Origin of the sequence: Mesorhizobium sp. M0037, from assembly GCF_040323635.1 — a bacterium.
GTDB lineage: Bacteria > Pseudomonadota > Alphaproteobacteria > Rhizobiales > Rhizobiaceae > Mesorhizobium.
This window is the reverse complement of record NZ_JAMYVB010000005.1, coordinates 1-14,139: the sequence shown is the minus strand read 5'-3', so window position 1 is coordinate 14,139 and position 14,139 is coordinate 1. Positions and strand designations below refer to the sequence as shown.

General features: G+C 62.4%; 19 protein-coding genes. 7 read left to right on the top strand and 12 right to left on the bottom strand.

The genetic code is table 11. The annotated features are described in order from the left end of the window. Positions 1 to 128: 128 nt before the first annotated feature. The 4 genes from NKJ78_RS10075 to NKJ78_RS10060 form a co-directional block, all read right to left on the bottom strand. Positions 129 to 1,193 carry a class I SAM-dependent methyltransferase gene (locus NKJ78_RS10075; RefSeq protein WP_352459856.1) on the bottom strand — a complete coding sequence of 355 codons (1,065 nt, stop codon included), beginning with the start codon at positions 1,191 to 1,193 and terminating at the stop codon, positions 129 to 131. Next, positions 1,190 to 2,074, bottom strand: a complete 885-nt coding sequence (gene lgt / locus NKJ78_RS10070; RefSeq protein WP_352459857.1) for a prolipoprotein diacylglyceryl transferase — start codon at positions 2,072 to 2,074, stop codon at positions 1,190 to 1,192. The genes NKJ78_RS10075 and lgt overlap by 4 nt, the downstream gene beginning before the upstream one ends. Positions 2,075 to 2,177: 103 nt before the next feature. Beyond that, entirely contained in the window at positions 2,178 to 2,417 is a 240-nt protein-coding gene (locus NKJ78_RS10065; protein ID WP_023683720.1) for a BrnA antitoxin family protein, read from the bottom strand. A gap of 149 nt (positions 2,418 to 2,566) precedes the next feature. Next, the gene (locus NKJ78_RS10060) at positions 2,567 to 2,737 is read right to left on the bottom strand and encodes a hypothetical protein (protein ID WP_023683721.1); all 171 of its coding nucleotides are present in this window, start codon (positions 2,735 to 2,737) and stop codon (positions 2,567 to 2,569) included. Positions 2,738 to 2,814: 77 nt separating this feature from the next. Here NKJ78_RS10060 and NKJ78_RS10055 point away from each other — a divergent pair, with 77 nt between their 5' ends. From NKJ78_RS10055 to NKJ78_RS10045, 3 genes are all read left to right on the top strand, one after another. Next, the gene (locus NKJ78_RS10055) at positions 2,815 to 3,117 is read left to right on the top strand and encodes an accessory factor UbiK family protein (RefSeq protein ID WP_023672029.1); all 303 of its coding nucleotides are present in this window, start codon (positions 2,815 to 2,817) and stop codon (positions 3,115 to 3,117) included. 316 nt (positions 3,118 to 3,433) lie between these two features. Beyond that, positions 3,434 to 3,934 (top strand): type III secretion system chaperone family protein, encoded by a 501-nt coding sequence (locus NKJ78_RS10050; protein ID WP_006202532.1) that lies wholly within the window; start codon positions 3,434 to 3,436, stop codon positions 3,932 to 3,934. Between the two features lie 6 nt (positions 3,935 to 3,940). Then, the gene (locus NKJ78_RS10045; RefSeq protein ID WP_023672028.1) at positions 3,941 to 4,300 is read left to right on the top strand and encodes a tRNA-binding protein; all 360 of its coding nucleotides are present in this window, start codon (positions 3,941 to 3,943) and stop codon (positions 4,298 to 4,300) included. A 10-nt stretch (positions 4,301 to 4,310) separates the two neighbouring features. On the opposite strand, the gene NKJ78_RS10040 is transcribed toward NKJ78_RS10045, so the two are convergent. The 4 genes from NKJ78_RS10040 to NKJ78_RS10025 all read right to left on the bottom strand — a co-directional run bounded on the left by NKJ78_RS10040 (position 4,311) and on the right by NKJ78_RS10025 (position 8,278). Beyond that, a complete protein-coding gene (locus tag NKJ78_RS10040) occupies positions 4,311 to 5,333 on the bottom strand; it encodes a glycosyltransferase family 4 protein (RefSeq protein ID WP_352459858.1) in 1,023 nt (340 codons plus the stop codon). A 221-nt stretch (positions 5,334 to 5,554) separates the two neighbouring features. Then, entirely contained in the window at positions 5,555 to 6,970 is a 1,416-nt protein-coding gene (locus NKJ78_RS10035; protein WP_352459859.1) for an ATP-binding protein, read from the bottom strand. A 68-nt stretch (positions 6,971 to 7,038) separates the two neighbouring features. Continuing rightward, positions 7,039 to 7,758 (bottom strand): response regulator, encoded by a 720-nt coding sequence (locus NKJ78_RS10030; RefSeq protein WP_023672025.1) that lies wholly within the window; start codon positions 7,756 to 7,758, stop codon positions 7,039 to 7,041. Then, positions 7,745 to 8,278, bottom strand: a complete 534-nt coding sequence (locus NKJ78_RS10025; RefSeq protein WP_023734975.1) for a MarR family winged helix-turn-helix transcriptional regulator — start codon at positions 8,276 to 8,278, stop codon at positions 7,745 to 7,747. Before NKJ78_RS10025 ends, NKJ78_RS10030 begins: the two co-directional genes overlap by 14 nt. A gap of 244 nt (positions 8,279 to 8,522) precedes the next feature. Between NKJ78_RS10025 and NKJ78_RS10020 the strand changes: the two genes are divergently transcribed. The 3 genes from NKJ78_RS10020 (at position 8,523) to NKJ78_RS10010 (ending at position 10,746) form a co-directional block, all read left to right on the top strand. Continuing rightward, complete coding sequence (locus tag NKJ78_RS10020) at positions 8,523 to 9,416, top strand: branched-chain amino acid aminotransferase (protein WP_023691566.1); 894 nt, start codon at positions 8,523 to 8,525, stop codon at positions 9,414 to 9,416. 145 nt (positions 9,417 to 9,561) lie between these two features. Next, positions 9,562 to 9,876, top strand: a complete 315-nt coding sequence (locus NKJ78_RS10015; protein WP_023686110.1) for a hypothetical protein — start codon at positions 9,562 to 9,564, stop codon at positions 9,874 to 9,876. A 231-nt stretch (positions 9,877 to 10,107) separates the two neighbouring features. After that, positions 10,108 to 10,746, top strand: a complete 639-nt coding sequence (locus NKJ78_RS10010) for an MBL fold metallo-hydrolase (protein WP_352459860.1) — start codon at positions 10,108 to 10,110, stop codon at positions 10,744 to 10,746. Positions 10,747 to 10,811: 65 nt separating this feature from the next. Here NKJ78_RS10010 and NKJ78_RS10005 read toward each other — a convergent pair whose 3' ends face one another. The 3 genes from NKJ78_RS10005 to NKJ78_RS09995 form a co-directional block, all read right to left on the bottom strand. Then, a complete protein-coding gene (locus NKJ78_RS10005; protein ID WP_023672020.1) occupies positions 10,812 to 11,237 on the bottom strand; it encodes a BA14K family protein in 426 nt (141 codons plus the stop codon). 192 nt (positions 11,238 to 11,429) lie between these two features. Further along, positions 11,430 to 11,642, bottom strand: a complete 213-nt coding sequence (locus tag NKJ78_RS10000) for a cold-shock protein (RefSeq protein WP_023672019.1) — start codon at positions 11,640 to 11,642, stop codon at positions 11,430 to 11,432. Between the two features lie 352 nt (positions 11,643 to 11,994). Beyond that, a complete protein-coding gene (locus NKJ78_RS09995) occupies positions 11,995 to 12,207 on the bottom strand; it encodes a cold-shock protein (protein ID WP_006202520.1) in 213 nt (70 codons plus the stop codon). A gap of 484 nt (positions 12,208 to 12,691) precedes the next feature. On the opposite strand from NKJ78_RS09995, the gene NKJ78_RS09990 reads away from it, so the two are divergent. Further along, positions 12,692 to 13,105: a Kazal-type serine protease inhibitor domain-containing protein gene (locus tag NKJ78_RS09990; protein ID WP_023672018.1), complete on the top strand. Its 414-nt coding sequence runs from the start codon at positions 12,692 to 12,694 to the stop codon at positions 13,103 to 13,105. A 364-nt stretch (positions 13,106 to 13,469) separates the two neighbouring features. Here NKJ78_RS09990 and NKJ78_RS09985 read toward each other — a convergent pair. Next, positions 13,470 to 14,139: IS256 family transposase (locus NKJ78_RS09985; protein WP_352562427.1), on the bottom strand; the 670-nt coding region annotated here is incomplete at its 5' end.

The window sequence follows — 14,139 nt, the reverse complement described above, 5'->3', positions numbered from 1 at the left end:
GCGTTTTCGTCAAGGCGAAGTTCGGCCGAGTGATTGCGACAGTGCTGCCGCGTCGACTTTGCATTGGCCAAAAGCAGGCATGCGACCATAGGCGGCGTCGCGGGACGGCTTGTAACGATCTCTGAGGGTCAGACTGGCTGATGCGGCAGGATTTTCAGGATTTTGAACAGCGTGCCCATGCCGTCGGATCCGGCCAGGCGCTCGACAGCATCGGCAATGGTTTGTCGTGCCTCTTGGCTTGCCTGGCTGCCCAACTGGCCAGCTCGCTCAAGCAATCCCATGCCAAGCAGAAAGTCGCCCTGCGTCGCCAATTCCACATCGAGGCCATGCGCCCGCACGACGGCGGTCAGTGCCGCGAAGTCGACATGGGCGGTGAGATCGGCTTCGCCGGGATTGGCCAGCACATCTTCTGGGGCGTGCCTGCGCACGGCCTGCAATGTGTCGCCGAAACCGGGCTGGAGATGGCCGTAATCAGGGAACAGCCCGGCGCCGCCGTGGTCGGCTATGCGTTCGGCAATGGTCGCCATCAGTGCCGCGCGGGCCGGTGCTATTTCGAAAATAGAGCCTTGTGGCGCCTCGGCGGCGTCTTCCGGCAGCAGCATCGCCTCGACCGAGCCGGCGCCGGCGAAGAAGCTCAACTCGTCTGAGACATCGAGGCCGATCACCCGTTCGCGCCAGCCGGCGCCGGCGCGGATGAACTGGCGGATCGGCACAGCGTCGAACAATTCGTTGCCGACAATCAGCAACGGCGCCTGCGGTAGTGTGGCGATGGTTTCGTGCCAGCCGAGCTCAACCGAAGTTTCGGCAAGCGTCCGCTTCTGGATTTCACTCAGCCGCGGACTGGTCTCGACCAGGGCGAAGGAGGCTCCGGCGGCGATAGCCGGATCGAGCCGCGTCAGGGTGCGAAGCATGTCCTTCATCAGCGTGCCGCGGCCAGGCCCGATCTCCGCGATGGTGACCGGCAGGGGTCGGCCGATCGCCAGCCAGGCCTGATAGAGCCAGACGGCGACGAGTTCGCCGAACATCTGGCTGATCTCGGGTGCGGTGACGAAGTCGCCGGCGGCGCCGAACGGCTCGCGCGTGGTGTAGTAGCCGTCGCTGGGATCGAACAGGCAGAGCGCCATGTACTCGTTGACGGGGAGGGGGCCGAGCGCGCCGATCAGGTCGACGATGCGGGTCTTCAGCCGTGTCATGCCGGCTGTGGTTGCGGCGCCGGTTTGGCTGTGGCCATCGCCCAGATACCGGCCAGCACCATCGGCAGCGACAGCACCATGCCCATGGTGAGCCAGCCGCCGAGGAGGTAGCCGAGCTGCTGGTCGGGCTCGCGGAAGAACTCGACGAAGATGCGTGACAGGCCGTAGCCGCAAATGAAGGCGCCGCCGACAAAGCGCGGCGTCTTCAGCTTCAGCCGCGAATGGGTGAGGAAGCGCAGGACCAGGAACAGCACCGCGCCCTCGAGCAGCGCTTCGTAGAGCTGGCTCGGATGGCGAGGCTCCAGGCCCGCGACACAACCCGCCACGGTCTGCTGGAGACGCTCGTTGCAGAAGACGACGCCCCACGACACGTCGGTCACGCGACCCCAGAGTTCGGCATTGACGAAGTTCGCCATGCGGACGAGGCCGAGCCCGACCGGCACGCCGGCTGCCACCACGTCGAACAGCGTCCAGGTGCGGATGCCGCGCTTGAGGGAAAACAGCGTCATGGCGAGGATGACGCCAAGCAGGCCGCCATGGAACGACATGCCGCCCTGCCAGACGGCGAAGATGTCGAGCGGGTGGTCGATATAGCGCTTTAAATCGTAGAACAGCACATAGCCGGTGCGGCCGCCAAGCACGACGCCGACGGCAGCCCAGACGATGAAATCGTCGAGGTCGATCGGCTTCATCGGCAAGACGCCATCAGGCCACAGCCTTGTATTGGTGACGAGCCGCTTGGCGTACCACCAGGCGAACAGGATGCCGACGATATAGCCGATGCCGTACCAGTGCACCGCCAGCGGGCCGATCTGAACCAGGACCGGGTCGATGTTGGGGAAGGACAGCGACGCCATCGGCAGCGGGAAATAGTCGTTCAACAGGATCTCCTGGGAGGGCTCGCGTTAGGGCGCGGACCATGCGGCAGGGTTTTGGCGGGGTCAAGGCAAGGTGACGACAGCCTGATCGTCAGAGATAATGGGCTCAACCCTGCGGCTTGCCGGCGACCAATTGCCTGAGCGCATCGTTGATCCTGTCTTGCCAGCCGGGGCCATCTTCCTGGAAATGGTCGAGCACGGCGCGATCGATCCTGATCGAGACAAGCTCGCGAACGTTTGGTGCGGCGGAGGGTTCGCGAATGGGAGGCGCGGGTTTCTTGACCGGCTTGAAGGCCGCTTCAGCGGCTTCCATCGGATTGGTCGGTCGGCGCGGGGGCGTTGCCATTGGTTGATCCTGAATGAGAGTGACTCTTGCCTGGAGCAAGTCGTGAGGAAAACTAGGCCGCTGGTCTGTGAAGACCAGTAACTTCACTTGGTTCTCTCTGCCATTGCCCTGTATTTGGCTTCAAGCCTGTCCAGCACCTCGTCGCCAGGCTAGACCCGGCCCGCACTGGCATCCGAAATGCCCTTTGCGAGTGCTGCATCGAGTGCTGCAAAGCGCTTCTCCAAGTCCGCACTGTCCGTCACGGCAACCGTCGTTCCAAGAATCCATTTGCGATAATAGCAATCTGTCGGCCGGACCGTGAGCCAAATCGCGTCCGACATGAAGCCGCACCAGCTTCAACGTTCTTGCATTCCGCAGGCAGTGCCACTACGTCAATTCGAGCAAGCGAGGATTTGCCATGTCAACCGGACCGAACCGCATTCTCGATGAATTCGCCAAGCTGATGACCGATGCCGCGGGTGCCGCACAAGGCGTGCGCCGCGAGGTGGAGACTGCCTTCAAGGGGCAGGCCGAGCGCATCCTCAACACCATGGATGTGGTGCAGCGCGAGGAGTTCGAGGCTGCCCGCGACATGGCTGCCAAGGCCCGCGAAGAAAACACCAGGCTGGCCGCCCGCATCGATGCGCTCGAGGCCAGGCTTGCCGAATTGACCGGACAGGCCGCACCTGTGGCTGCGGCAAAGCCCAAAGCAAAAAAATAAAATTTAAACTTTTCCACAAAGCACAATCCGAAAAAGTGCTTTGCCGTGAATCGTTTACCGGCAATGCATGAATCTTTGTGACAGCGCCTTTCCACATGCTAATGACGCAGTGCGAAAAATTAGGCTGTTCACGCGACTCCCGATCAATAGACTGAATTTGTTGCATGATTCGGAGCAGGGTCATGCGGCCGGGCGGTGGGGTCCGGTCCGGGGTCTTTGTGTCGTGAAGTCCTGGCCGTCCGAGTTCAAGACAAGATTGTTCGTCGTGTGTGCCCCGCGGAGCGTGTGGCGCTCCCCTGAACACAGGAAGCATTCCATGGAACTTCTCGAACTCGAATTCTCCCGCGAAATCCATCCGGTGGATGTCATCGAGCAGGTCGCCCATAACAATGACTGGTCCTTCGAACGGGCCGGCGATGACGAAATCTCGATCTCGGTTGCCGGCAGCTGGACCGATTATCACGTCTCCTTCTCGTGGATGGAGGACTTCGAGGCGCTGCATCTGGCCTGTGCTTTCGACATCAAGGTGCCGGAAGCCCGCGCGCTGGAAGTGATGCGGCTTTTGTCGCTGATCAACGAGCAGATGCTGTTTGGCCATTTCGATCTCTGGGAGCAGGAGGGCGCGATCATGTTTCGCCAGTCGCTGCTGCTCGCCGGCGGTGTCGAACCGTCGAGCCAGCAGGTCGAGGTGCTTTTGTCGTCGGCGCTTGAAGCCTGCGAATGCTATTTCCAGGCCTTCCAGTTCGTTGTCTGGTCGGGAACCTCGGCCAAGGATGCGCTGGCCGGTGTCCTGTTCGAGACCTATGGCAACGCCTGAGCTTCCATGAGTTCGAGCAGCGCGCGCAAGCCCGAGATCAGCTTTGCCGATTTTGATCGTGTCGACATCCGTGCCGGCACGATCGTCGAGGCCGAGCCTTTCCCCGAGGCGCGCAAACCCGCCTTCAAGCTGAAGATCGATTTCGGCCCTGAGATCGGCGTGAAGAAATCCTCGGCACAGATCACGAAATACTATGCGCCGGAAACGCTGGTGGGACGGCAGGTGTTTGCGGTGGTGAATTTCCCGCCGCGCCAGATCGGTCCGTTCATGTCGGAAGTGCTCACGCTCGGCTTCCCTGATGAGGAAGGCGCCGTGGTCCTTGGCGCCATCGAGCGCAAGGTGCCGGACGGCGGCAGGTTGTTTTAGGAAGATTGCGTCAGGCGGCCAGCTTGCGCCTTGTGCTCAGCGCCTCTTCGACCGTGTCCATGAACATTTCGGCGCAGGCTTTCCAACTGTAGCGCATGGCGCGTTCGCGCGCCTCGGCGCGGTCGACATTGAGCGCGGCGAGCGAGGCCTCGCGCAGATCGGTCGACACCGCGCCGCCGATGCCGTCGCCGACAATGTCGATCGGTCCGGTGACCGGATAGGCGGCCACCGGCGTGCCGCTGGCCAGCGCCTCGATGATGACGTTGCCGAACGTGTCGGTGCGGCTGGGGAAAACGAAAACATCAGCCGAGGCGTAGATCTCGGCCAGCTCATCGTTCGGGCGATGGCCGAGAAAATGCGCCTGCGGGTATTTCGCCCTGAGCCTGGCCAGTTCCGGTCCTTCGCCAACGATCACCTTGCTGCCGGGCAGGTCGAGATCGAGGAAGGCGCTCAGGTTCTTCTCGATGGCGACGCGGCCGACGCACAGGAATACCGGGCCGGGAAAGCCGAGGTCCTTCTTCTTGTCCGGGCGGAAGTGATCGGTGTCGACGCCCCGCGTCCACGGCCTGAGCTTGGTGAAGCCTCGCGACGCAAGGTCCTCCGCCAGCGACTGGGTGGCGACCAGCGTGCCTTGTCCCGAATTGTGGAAATCACGCAGCCAGCGATAGGCCCAGCTCTCCGGCACTGGCAGGCGGGCGCTCAGATATTCGGGAAAGCGGGTGTGATAGCTGGTGGTAAAGGGACGGCCGGCATTGCGGCAATAGCGCCGCGCCATGATGCCGAGCGGGCCTTCGGTGACGATATGGATATGATCGGCCTTGCGAGCCTCGATCAGCCGCGCGACATGACCGGGCGTGGTCAGCGCCAGCCTGATGTCGGGGTAGGTCGGCAACGGCAAGGTGCGAAAGATGTTCGGGGTCAGGAAGTCGACCGCAACGTCCAAGGTTTTCAGCGTTTCAGTGAGCCGCTCCAGCGTGTGGACGACGCCGTTGACTTGCGGCCGCCAGGCGTCGGTGACCATCAGGATGCGCATGGCGGTCCTTTGCTCGGGTCGACAGTTGCCTTGATGCGATAGCGGTACGGCCCGGCTGCCCTCGCTTCGCTCCAGCGCACCCGGGCAGGCACGAGGTCGAAGTGAGGCGGCTGAGCCGAATCAACTGAGGTCGCGCGCTTCATGCGCGCTCTTGACCATGGTTTCATGACGGGCGGATGAAGGTGGTTTTGGCTGAACCCGCCTTTCAGATCATGCTTTGGTCAGGCGGGCACCTTGATCACCGCCCGCAGGCCGCCGAGCGGGCTGTCTTCCAGCATGATGTCGCCGCCATGGCTGCGGGCAATATCGCGGGCGATAGAGAGACCAAGGCCGGTGCCGCTGGCGTCGAGGTTGCGCGCCTCGTCGAGCCGCACGAACGGTTTGAACACGTCCTCGCGCTTTTCCGGCGGGATGCCCGGACCGTCATCGTCGATGGTGACGACGAGTGAGCCGCGGCCGTGATCGGCGCTGATCTCCACCGTCTTGGCATAGCGCAAGGCATTGCCGGCGACATTGGACAACAGCCGGGCGAAAGCGTGCGGGCGCACATGCACGTCCGGATCACCGGCAAGCACGGTCGATAGCTTGCGCTTGTGCAGCGACGCCTCCTCGCCGAGCTTTTGGAAATAGGCCTCGAGATCGAAATGGCCGGCATCTTCCGACGCTTCGCCGCGGGCAAAGGCGATATAGCCTTCCAGCATCGACTGCATGTCGTCGATGTCCTGGTTGAGCGCGGCCTTGGTCTCGGGCTTGCCGCCGGCCAGCGCCAGCTGCAGCTTGAAGCGGGTGAGGATGGTTCTGAGATCGTGGCTGACGCCGGTCAGCATGGCGGTGCGCTGTTCCAGCTGGCGTTCGATGCGCTCGCGCATCTGGATGAAGGCAAAGCCGGCCCGGCGAACCTCCTCGGCGCCGCGTGGGCGGAAATCGCGCGGCATCGGCCGGCCCTTGCCGAAGCTTTCGGCGGCCTCGGCCAGAGACAGGATCGGCCGGATCTGGTTGCGAAGGAAGGGGATGGCAATCGTCAGCAGCACCAGTGACGTCCCGACCATCCAGATCAGGAAGATGTGGGTGTTGGAGGCATAGGCCTGGCTGCGGCGCACGAAGACGCGCAGCACCTTGCCCTCGAGCTGGATGCGGACCTCGACGATGTTGGAATTGCCGACCGTGTCGATCCAGAACGGGCGGTTGATCTGGCGGGTGATCTCGGTGGAAAGGACGTCGTCAAGGATCGAGAAGAAGGGCTTGGGTCCAGGCGCCGGCAACGGGTCGGGCGGCAAGAGGTCGACCTTCAACTGCATGCGGTCTTGGGCGATGCGGATGATGTTGGCGTAGTCGCCATCATGCGGATAGGTCTCGATCATGTCGATGATCGCGGCGATGTCGCGCACGGTGGCCTGCGACAGGCGCTGCGTCACGGTTGCCCAGTGGCGTTCCATGAAGTCGAAGGCGACGACCGACTGCAGAAGGATCATCGGCGCGATGACGATGATCAGCGAGCGAGCATAAAGCCGCTTGGGCATATAGAACGCAACCAGCCGCCAGAACCGCTTCCAGGCACGCGGCATTGCTTTCAGCGCGCGTGATACGCGCGCGCCAAAGCCGCCCTGTTCCGGCCGTTCCAGTTGCGTGGTCGTCATTTGTCCTTCCGCTGGTCGCTCGTCGATGGCCACTCGTCTATGGCCAAAGGGCGGCCGTCAGCGGCATTCTATTCCACGCTGAGCCGATACCCAATACCGCGCACCGTCTGCAGCCAGACCGGATTGGACGGATCGCGCTCGATCTTGCGGCGCAGCCGGTTGATCTGGACGTCGATGGTGCGTTCGCCGACTTCCGAATCGTCGCCGACAAGCTCATGGCGCGGTATGGTTTCGCCGGCCCGCGCGGCGAAGATCGCCAGGATCTCCTGCTCGCGGTCGGTCAGCTTCAGCGCCTCGCCGCCACGCTTCAGTTCGCGCCTGGCGATCTGGAAAGTGTAAGGGCCGAAAACCAGCTGCTCGACCTTGGGCGTGGTCGCCGGGCCGCCCCGGCGCAGGATGTTGTTTATGCGCAGGATCAGTTCGCGCGGGTCGAAGGGCTTGGGCAGATAGTCGTCGGCGCCGGCCTCGAGGCCGGTGATGCGGCTGTCTGTCTCCGACAGGGCGGTGAGCATCAGGATCGGAACGTTCTTCTCCGCCCGCAGCGCCTTGGTGAGGTCGACGCCGGTCTCTCCGGGCATCATGACGTCGAGGACAAGGAGGTCGAAGTCGAGCCCGGCGAGCTTGCGCCTGGCCTCGCCGGCATTTCCGGCGACAGTGACGCGAAAGCCATTTTCGGTCAGATACTGCTTGAGCAAATTGCGGATGCGGGTGTCGTCGTCGACCACAAGCAGATGCGGCGCGTCATCGTCCGGCGCCGTCGGCTGGTCCACCCTCTCAATGGTCTCCATGGCTTTTCCCTGACATGTTTGCAGGCACAATGTCGATCTGCGCCCTTAGTTCCGGATTGACCATGGCTTCCAGGAATCGTTCGATCAAGGGACGCTCGCTGGCTCCGGAATCTTCCAATGCAGCACGGATGCGGCGTGACTGTGGCCGCGCCAGGGCCAGCGCCAAGGCGCGGCCCTTGGCTGTCGGATAGAGCTCCCGCTGGCGGCGGTCGCGCGGACCCTGCAATTGGACGACATGGTCGGTGTCGATCAGCTGCTTGAGCACCCGCGCCAGGCTCTGCTTGGTGATCTTGAGCACGTCGAGCAGTTCGGCGACCGTCAGTCCCGGCCGGCGGTTGACGAAATGCAGCACACGGTGATGGGCGCGGCCAAAGCCGTAATCGGCCAGGATTTGGTCCGGATCGGAAGTGAAATCGCGATACGCAAAGAAGAACAGTTCGATGATGGCGAAGTCGATGCCGTCCTCGTCGGTGATCGGCGTCTTGATCGGTTTTCCGGCAGCTGGGCTTCGATCCGTCATCATTTCTCCGTCCATAGAGGGAAATTATGTCAGTACTATTGACGTAATTCCCCGCAATGGTAATTTTTGACAAGCTTTTCGGCTGAATGCGAACGAAAAGGCAAGGGAGTGCGGTTTTTCCGGAACTTCCTGAGTTTGCCAGAGTTCGATTCTCCGCTTACGCTTCAAGGGCCGCCCGACGCGGCTGTCGCGCAACAAAAAACAACACTAATGATGTGCGGGTCGCCGCCCGCGGGAGGTTTCCATGGCATCCGTTCCCTTCGACCAACTGGACGGCTTCATCTGGATCAACGGCGAGTTCGTCAAATGGGCCGACGCCAAGATCCACGTGCTGACCCACGGCCTGCACTATGCCAGCGCCGTCTTCGAGGGCGAGCGCGCCTATGGCGGCGCCATCTTCAAGCTCAACGAGCACACCGAGCGTCTGCATGAATCGGCGCGCCTGCTCGGCTTCAATATTCCCTATTCCGTGGCCGAGCTCAATGACGCCTCGACCACGCTTCTGAAGAAGCAGGGTTTCCAGGACGCCTATGTCAGGCCGATCGCCTGGCGCGGCAGCGAACAGATGGGGGTGTCGGCGCAGAACAGCCGCATCAACTGCGCCATCGCCATCTGGCAATGGCCGAGCTATTTCGACCCGGCGCAGAAGCTCAAGGGCATCCGTCTCGATCTGGCGGAATGGCGCCGGCCCGATCCGCGCACCGCGCCGTCGAAGTCGAAGGCCGCCGGCCTCTACATGATCTGCACCATGTCCAAGCATGCCGCCGAGGCCAAGGGCTATGCCGATGCCATGATGCTCGACTGGCGCGGCCAGGTCGCCGAAGCAACGGGCGCCAACATCTTCTTCGTCAAGGATGGCAAGATCCACACGCCGAAGCCCGATTGCTTCCTCGACGGCATCACCCGCCGCACCGTCATCGGCCTCGCGAAAGACCGCGGCCTTGAAGTCGTCGAGCGCGCCATCATGCCTGAGGAACTCGCAGGCTTCGAACAGTGCTTCCTCACCGGAACGGCAGCGGAAGTGACGCCGGTCTCCGAGATCGGTCCGTACCGATTCGAGGTCGGCGAGATCGCCAAGACTTTGATGAACGACTATTCTGCTGCGGTGCAACCTAAGCATGCGATAGCCGCAGAATAACGAAAGTCACAGCTTTTTTCGCAAGCAGGGGCGGTTTTGAGGCCGGCCCCTTTATTTCAGCATCTGTGCATTTGACTTTCGTACAATTCAGCGTCTCATGATGGTGTCGGCCCGGGAGGCTGGCAGCTATGGAGGGACTAGGTACATGGATACGAATACGCTCATTGCGCTCGTTGTACAGGTAATTGCAGGTGTTGTCGGTGGTCAGGCGGTCGGCGTTGCGCTGAAGAATGCGGCGATGGGCCAGCTGACCAAAATCATCGGTGGCGCCGTTGGCGGCGTCGGCGGCGCGGCGATCCTCGGCAGCCTGCTCGGCGGCACGGCCGACCCGGCAGCGGCTGCCACGGCAGCGGGCGGATTGGGTGATACGCTGAACCTCAAAAACCTGCTCGGCGGCGCCGGCGGCGGCGCCATCCTGACCGGCATCATCGGTGCGGTCATGGGCGCGATGAAGAAGTAAGCCTCTAGATCATTCACCGTTTCACGGCGAATGATCTAGTTTGTTGTTTTACGCAAGTCCGGACGGAAAACCGCTTTACAGTTTTCCTGGAATTGCTCGAGACTCAGGCTTCGTCAAATGGGCGGCCGTTGGGCCGCCCATTTTCTGTTTTGGGACGGACTGTTTGGCTTTCAGCAGTGGACGGCCTTCGCCCGCGCCTCTACATCACGCTTGAACAGCGAAAGGACAATCATGGGTCAGCTCAATGCCGGCATCGTGCCGGTCACGCCTTTCCAGCAGAACTGCACCATCCTGTTCGACATGGATGACAAGCATGGCGTCGTCATCGATCCGGGCGGCGACATCGACAAGGTGCTGGCGGTGCTGAAGGACAATGCGATCACCGCCGCTGCGATCTGGATCACCCATGGCCACATCGATCACGCCGGCGGCGCCATGGAGCTGAAGGAGGCACTCGGCATCGAGATCATCGGCCCGCACGAAGCCGACAAGCTATTGCTCGACAATCTTGAGAACCAGGGCCAGCGCTACGGCATTGCCGGGGCGCGCAACTGCGTGCCCGACCGGTTTCTCGCAGAGGGCGAGACGGTTTCGTTCGGCTCACATATGTTCGAGGTGCTGCACTGCCCCGGCCATGCGCCCGGCCATGTCGTATACTACAATCGCGCGGCGAAGTTCGCTCATGTCGGCGACGTGCTGTTTCGCGGCTCGGTCGGGCGCACCGACCTGCTGGGCGGCGACCATGCGGCGCTGATCGCCTCGATCAAGGACAAGCTTTTGCCGCTCGGTGACGAGATCGGCTTCATCTGCGGCCACGGCCCGGGTGGCCGCTTTGGCGAGGAGAGGCGGACCAATCCCTTCCTGACTTAGCGATGTCTTTCTGCCAAAAAAAAGCGCTGGCCTTGCGGTCAGCGCTTTTTGTGGGACAGGGAAGCTCAATTCGCGACGCAGAAATGCTGCTCACCGTCATTGCCGGTGAACGTGCCGCTGCGGGCATTGAAGCTCCGGTAGCGGTCCGAGCAGTATTCGTACCAGTCGCGGGTCCACGGCTCGGCATAGCGGTCGGCATAGACGACCCGCGGTTCGGCATAGTAACGGCGCACCGGCGCCGGCCGCACTTCGCGGTAGTCGTAATCGTCATCATAGCTGCTGTAGCGCGGCTGCGGGTTGCTCAGCGCACCGGCGATCAGAGCGCCGGCCGCAAGGCCGACGACACCGGCCGCAAGCGCGTCGCCATTATGATGACGACCATGGCCATGATGCCAGCGGTTCCAGTCCTTGGCATTGGCGGCAGGCAAGGTGGCGAGGGTGGTCGCGGCGAGAGCGGCGCCCAGGATGGCGGTCTTGAAAATGCGATTCATTTTGGTCTCCTTCGTGCCGGCCCGGATAGTTTTCGGGGATGCGGTCCAGCCTAGGGGACGATTAATAGAAGACCGAGGCTGAACGGGGGCTGAACGGAATTGGCTGATACGATCCAGTTCTTGCGGCAAAACCAAGCGCGTACGCAAGGCGCTCCGCCTCGTCAATCTCCGTCCGGACTGTCTTGAGCCAGCTTAGCCGACCGACAGGTTGACGGCCTTCGGACCCTTGCCGCGCTTGTCCGGCTCGGTGTCGAATGTCACTTTCTGTCCATCCTCCAGACCGGAAAGACCCGAAGCCTGCACGGCCGAAATATGAACGAAGACATCCTTCTGCCCGTCGTCGGGCGTAATGAAGCCGAAGCCTTTGGCATGATTGAAGAATTTGACGGTGCCGGTCTGCGGCATGGGAAGCTCCCTTTGATCCCATAAAGTCCAGTTTCGGGCCGGCAAATGCCCGAAGGGAAATTTGTCCTTTATTTTAGCGCTATCGGCAAGAGAAAGTTTTGGCGACGGCGGCAACGCTGAAGGCTGGTCAAATAGATCGTGGCACCGAAGGCAATTCGCGCCAGACGATTGCTCCGGCGATCAGCCACGGCATTGACCGATAAAGCGTCCTTTGCCTCCGGCGACGGCGGTCATGAAAAAGGCGCAACGGGAAACGTCGCGCCTTCGAAACTCTGGACGGCTGACAAAGCCGGTTCAAACACGCTTTAGGTGCTTTTTCGAGCGCCCTGACGGGCGCGCGGGCACCGCCGGTTCAGGCCGCGCGGAGGTTGACCGCCTTCGGACCCTTGCCCATGCGGTCGGGTTCAACGTCGAAGGTGACCTTCTGGCCGTCGACGAGGGTACGCAGGCCCGAGGCCTCGATCGCGGAAATGTGGACGAACACATCCTTGGCGCCGCCGTCGGGCGTGATGAAGCCGAAGCCTTTGGTCGCGTTGAAGAATTTAACGGTGCCGGTCTGGGCCATTGGGGAAACTCCTTCACCCGTGTCAGTCTTATGGTTTGCCCGCCGCCTGGCATCGTGGGCAAGTCCCGGTGGTTGCTTCGGCAGTCCTGCATTTGCGCATGGTAAAACCCCCCGCCGAAAATGGGGCCGTCAGAGATTCACAGTATCGGGGAAAGGTCGTCCAAAACGTTCCGCTCTCCGGGTCGCAAATGCCCGAACACAAAATTTATCGCACGGAAACGTGATCGTTGCAAGATAGCGCCGCGGGCCGCGTCCATCGACGCATCCCAACGAAGGCGCTTCGATAAACCTGGGTTCTTAAGAGTTCATCAGCCAGAGCCCGGCCACGCATGGTCCAGCGGTTTGGTCCAGGGCCAAAGCAATGCGCGGGCCGGGCATCGCATGGCTCCCGCGCCGCAAACGGGGGTTGCATTTGGCAAGGGAATGGCGAGGATCGACAGGCGCGTTTTGCGCCGGGGACGGGGGTCTCGAGGGAGGCATATTCATGAGATTTCTTGCGACGATCTTCTCGCGCCAGGGTTTTACTATTCTCTTCCTGTCGGGTCTTCTTGCGGCCTGCACCGTCGTCGTCGATGACGGGCCGGGACCACGTCCGCGCCCGCCACGGCCGGAACCGGAATTCTGCACCAGGCAATACGAGCCGGTCTGCGCGCGGCGCGGCGGTGACCGCCAGACCTTCGCCAATGCCTGCCTTGCCGAACGGGAAGGCTACCGCATCGTTCGCGACGGCCCTTGCCGCGACGGCGGCGGTGGTGGCGGTGGTGGCGAAGAGCCGACATTCTGCACGCGCGAATACGCCCCGGTCTGCGCCCGCCGCCATGGCGAGCTGCGCACCTTTCCCAACGCCTGCGAGGCCCGTGCCGCCGACTACCGCGTCGTCGAGGACGGCCCCTGCTGATTTTTCCTTCTCCCCTGTCGGGTGAGTCCGCCGGAGGCGAATTCACCGTCCCACTGGCACGATAAAAAAGGCGGCGAATGCCGGGACCCTGCGAAGCAGCGGGGACCGGGCGGGTGGACCGGACCACCCTTGGTCCTTCGCAGGCTCAGGGCGTTCGAAACTCGAAAAGCCAACAATTGGCTTTTCGTCTGCTGCGCGGACCGCTTCTCACCCCCAAGGGAGAAGGCAAGGTCGCGGATCGGAGTGGTTGCCTACGCCGAATACGCCCCGTCGGCCGGGCCGGCATAAAGCTCTGCGCCGTCCTCGTCGCAAATGCGCGGTTGTGTGCGTCAAGTTCTGCAAAATGGGGCGGCCATGATGCTGGTCATGCGGCTTGGCGCAGAGCGAGCTTCTTGTGCTCGCGCAGGTCGTCCATGTTGATGTATCGGTTGGCCTCCATCCAGTTTTCATTGGTCTCGACGGCCAAGGCCCTGACCAGGCGCAGGCAGCTTTCGGTGTTGGGGAAGATGCGCACGACATAGGTGCGCCGGCGGATTTCCTCGTTGAGCCGCTCCAGCATGTTGGTGGATTTGAGATGCTTGTGGTGCTGTCTCGGCAGCCTGAAGAAGGTCAGGGTTTGTTCGATGGCATCCTCGGCCCAGCCTGTCAGGCGCGGATAGCGTGCCGACCATTTGGCAAGCCATGCGGCAAGATCAGCCCTGGCCTCTGCGAGATCGCGCCGGTCGTAGAGCCAGCGCAATTCCTGCAGGCAGTCGTCGCCGTGCTTCCTCGGCAGATGATCGAGCGCGTTCCTGAGGAAGTGCACGTAGCAGCGTTGCCAGGCGGCTTCGGGGATCACCTCGCCGATCGCTGCCACCAGGCCGGCGTGATCGTCGGACACAACCAACTCGACGCCCTTGAGGGGGCCGCGCGCCTTGAGGCCGACGAGGAAGTCCCTCCAGGCCGAGCGGCTCTCGCGATTGGCCATCTCCACGGCCAGGATCTGGCGCCTTCCGTCCCAGTCGATACCGACCGCGATCAGCACCGCCTGGCTC